Origin of the sequence: Paraburkholderia humisilvae (assembly GCF_902859855.1) — a bacterium.
Classification (GTDB): Bacteria; Pseudomonadota; Gammaproteobacteria; order Burkholderiales; family Burkholderiaceae; genus Paraburkholderia; species Paraburkholderia humisilvae.
Genome location: NZ_CADIKH010000265.1, coordinates 1 through 2,333 on the forward strand (window position 1 = coordinate 1; position 2,333 = coordinate 2,333).

The 2,333-nt window shown below is 62.2% G+C and carries 1 protein-coding gene; it reads right to left on the minus strand.

What is annotated here, in order from left to right; translation table 11 throughout:
- Window positions 1-355 precede the first annotated feature (355 nt).
- Window positions 356-2,333 (minus strand): hypothetical protein (locus HV796_RS41720; protein ID WP_175233476.1); only part of this gene is annotated, 1,978 nt, incomplete at its 5' end.

Genomic DNA, 2,333 nt, shown 5'->3' on the forward strand with positions numbered 1-2,333 from the left:
TTTTCTCGTTCACCTGCCTCATTGTGGGCCCGGCAGAATCGCTGGCCCGTGATCCGGATGGAGGGTATTGCCGCACCAAAGCCTGAGTAATGCTGCCAGTCATACCTGTCCTGTCATGATCTGAAGAGGAATTTTCGCCACACGTAGAAGTGGTGGATGCCCGAAAATCCCGGGCTGCCTCAATCGGGGCAGTGCCGCGCCAGTGACGCTAGCGCGCACCGCCGCCTGCGCGTCTACTGGCACAATTGCCCGACGGTTGACGGAACAACCACCCTTACGCAAGCAGCAAAACTCAACTACGCGACTTCATGTCGCGTGTCACCATCGTCCCTACCGCGACCGATTCATCATCTGCTCAGTGTTGTCGAGACACAGTCGCCTGGACTATCCCCGCTGTTCTGCCTTTACTTTGCAGCGTGAACCCGAAGGCCCGATTGATGGCTGCGCGCGTGCTGGTCTGCAAGCCGTGATGCCGGATCCCCGCGCTGACTGCCCGTTCAAGCGCGGCAGGACGCGCACCCGGACCGCTGCCCGCGGGCACCAGTTGCGACCATGACTGTCCCTGCTCTTCCAGATGCACCAGGAACCGGTTGACACGAGAGCGGTATACGGGATCCAGTTCCTCGGGCAGATCCCTCAGCAGATTCTTGTGCTCCTGAAGATCCGGCGCAAGCCGAACTATGTTTGTTTCGCCTCGCAGCCTGAGCCCGAAGGCCCGGTTGATGGCTGCACGCGTGTCGGCCCGCAAGCCATGATGCCGGATACCCTCGCTGACGGCCTGTTCAAGGGCGGCAGGGCGTGCACCCCCACCGCTGCCCGCGGCCACCAGTTGCGACCATGACTGTCCCTGCTCTTCCAGATGCACCAGGAACCGGTTGACGCGAGAGCGGTATGCATGATCCAGTTCTTCGGGCAGATCCTCCAACAGATCCTTGTGCTCCTGAAGATCCGGCGCGAGCCGAACTCTTTTCATGTCGCCTTGCAGCCTGAACCCGAAGGCCTGGTTGATGGCTGCGCGCGTGCTGGTCGGCAAGTCATGACGCCGGATCCCCTCGTTGACGGCCTGTTCAAGCGCCGCAGGACGCGCACCCGCACCGCCGCCCGCGGGCACCAGTTGCGACCATGACTGGCCTTGCTCTTCCAGATGCACCAGGAACCATTTGACGTTAGAGCGGTATGCATGATCCAGCTCTTCGGGCAGATCCTTCAACAGATCCTTGTGCTCCTGAAGATCTGACGTCAACCGAACTCTTTTTATGTCGCCTCGCAGCTTGAACCCGAAGGCCTGGTTGAGCGCAGTGCGCGTGCTGGTCGGCAAGCCATGATGCCGGATCCCCTCGTTGACTGCCTGTTCAAGCGCGGTAGGACGCGCACCCGCACCGCTGCCCGCAGGTATCAGTTGCGACCATGACTGTCCCTGCTCTTCCAGATGCATCATGAACCGCCTGACGCTAGAGCGGTGTGCCTGGGTCAGTTCTTTCGGCAGATCTTTCAGCAGATCCTTGTGCTCCTGAAGATCCGGCATGAGCCGAACTCTTTTTATGTCGCTTTGCAGCCTGAACCCGAAGGCCTGGTTGATGGCTGCGCGCGTGCTGGGCGGCAAGCCATGATGCCGGATCCCCTCGTTGACGGCCTGTTCAAGCGCGGCAGGACGCGCACCCGCACCGCTGCCCGCGGCCACCAGTTGCGACCATGACTGTCCCTGCTCTTCCAGATGCACCAGGAATCGCCTGACGCAGGAGCGGTATGCATGAACCAGTTCCCCGGGCAGATCCTTCAGCAGATCGATGTGTTCAGGTAATGTCGGAGCGAACCTTGCGGGGGGCCTTGCGCGACTGCTGCCCGGGAGAGGGGCGGCAGGCTGTCGACGCCCTGGAGCGTTCAGGCTGTCATGGATCTGCTGTTCCGCATGGGAAAGCGGCAGTCCACGCGCCTGCTCTGCGTGGGCCCAGTCAACCAGCGCCGTCCCTGCCGGATCTGCCCCCCGGTCTTGAGGTGCAACGTCAACGGGCAAGCCAGAATGCGGCCTGTCGTCCAGATCCGCGAGTTCGTTGTCCACCTCATCCGCTGACAGCTGGGGCAAGCGATGGGGTTCAGGCGCCCCACCCTTCAGACCCGGAGCATTCCGGGCCTGCTGCCACTGGCCCTCCCGGTTTTCCAGACGGATTGTCCGCTCCCGTGCATTGCCAGTGGCATCCACCGGATTCCATACCGCATACCCCTCCGTCGACGCGGCTTCGTCTTTTGCAACCCGGTACAGCTTCGCTCCGATCTGCGCGTAGTGCGCCAGCGTTTGCGGATCCTGCCATGTCCCGCCCTCCGCGCGACGCATC